Genomic DNA, 958 nt, shown 5'->3' on the forward strand with positions numbered 1-958 from the left:
GTTCTCCTTCGAGACTACAATCTAAGAAACCATTTAAGAATTGGATAGATCCCCCCCAGCCCCCCTTAAAAAGGGGGGAGAATTAAATTCTTCCCCCTTTTTAAGGGGGATTGAGGGGGATCTCTTAGAGTTTTTGACCGCAGAAAGTAATTCTTAAATGGTTTCTAAGATGAATAAAAGATCTTCAATTACTCGCCCAATAGAAGCATCAAAAGTAACTTCAATAACTCCTGTCATGGATTGACCTGCCGCCATGCGCTCATAGGCATAGCGGGTTACGGTAGCAACATCATGAGTTAAAAGTACACGATTTTCTTGGGCTGCCCACTCTAGTACTGTCGGATCATCCGCTCCTGCTAAATCCACATCTCGAACATGAACTACGTCAACATCTGGCTTACGGCGTAGCAAACCTCTGATAATTGTGTTATCGAAGTTTTCATCAGCTAGGAACTTCATGAAGCTTGCTCTACCTGACGCGCAATTAATCTGTCGCGTAATCCTTGTGGATCAAACCTTGCCTCGTTCATTTTGCGGATTATTTGTGCTTGATTTTGTCTTTGCTGTAAATATGTTTCGACTTCTTGCTGATGATTGAGGTAAAAGCTAATTGTGGTGTAGACATCGGCTAGTTTCAGGGATGGATAGCGATAAACAATTTCTTCAGCAGTTGCCCCATTCTGAAAGGTTTTGATGACTGTATCGAGGGTGACGCGGGTTTTGCCAACGCGCAGTACGCCATCGATGTCGGTTTTGAGTGGAACTAGTTCAGCAGTAACTACTAATGTCATAACTCACCTTACGCAGATAGAAAGCGCCCAAAAAAAATGACTGAGAATGTATACTGGAAGTAGGTTTGAGAGTAATTGCTTTGCCGAAACCAAGCTAAGATGAGGAAAGAAGATAAAAACATGAAGATGAACATGTTAGATCTTTATAGTGACTATCTAATTAGTTC

The 958-nt window shown here is 41.9% G+C and carries 2 protein-coding genes; both read right to left on the reverse strand.

Features of this window, described 5'->3' with window-relative positions:
• Positions 1–153: 153 nt before the first annotated feature.
• Entirely contained in the window at positions 154–459 is a 306-nt protein-coding gene (locus AC805_RS11675) for a DUF5615 family PIN-like protein (protein ID WP_055075603.1), read from the reverse strand.
• Positions 456–791, reverse strand: a complete 336-nt coding sequence (locus tag AC805_RS11680; protein WP_055075604.1) for a DUF433 domain-containing protein — start codon at positions 789–791, stop codon at positions 456–458. Before AC805_RS11680 ends, AC805_RS11675 begins: the two co-directional genes overlap by 4 nt.
• Between the last annotated feature and the right edge of the window lie 167 nt (positions 792–958).

Origin of the sequence: Pseudanabaena sp. 'Roaring Creek', assembly GCF_001402795.1 — a bacterium.
In the GTDB taxonomy this organism is placed as follows: Bacteria; Cyanobacteriota; Cyanobacteriia; order Pseudanabaenales; family Pseudanabaenaceae; genus Pseudanabaena.

Excerpts from the sequence above, each read along its gene's own strand:
- AC805_RS11675 (WP_055075603.1), bottom strand. The coding sequence starts at position 459 with ATGAAGTTCCTAGCTGATGAAAACTTCGATAACACAATTATCAGAGGT.
- AC805_RS11680 (WP_055075604.1), bottom strand. The coding sequence starts at position 791 with ATGACATTAGTAGTTACTGCTGAACTAGTTCCACTCAAAACCGACATC.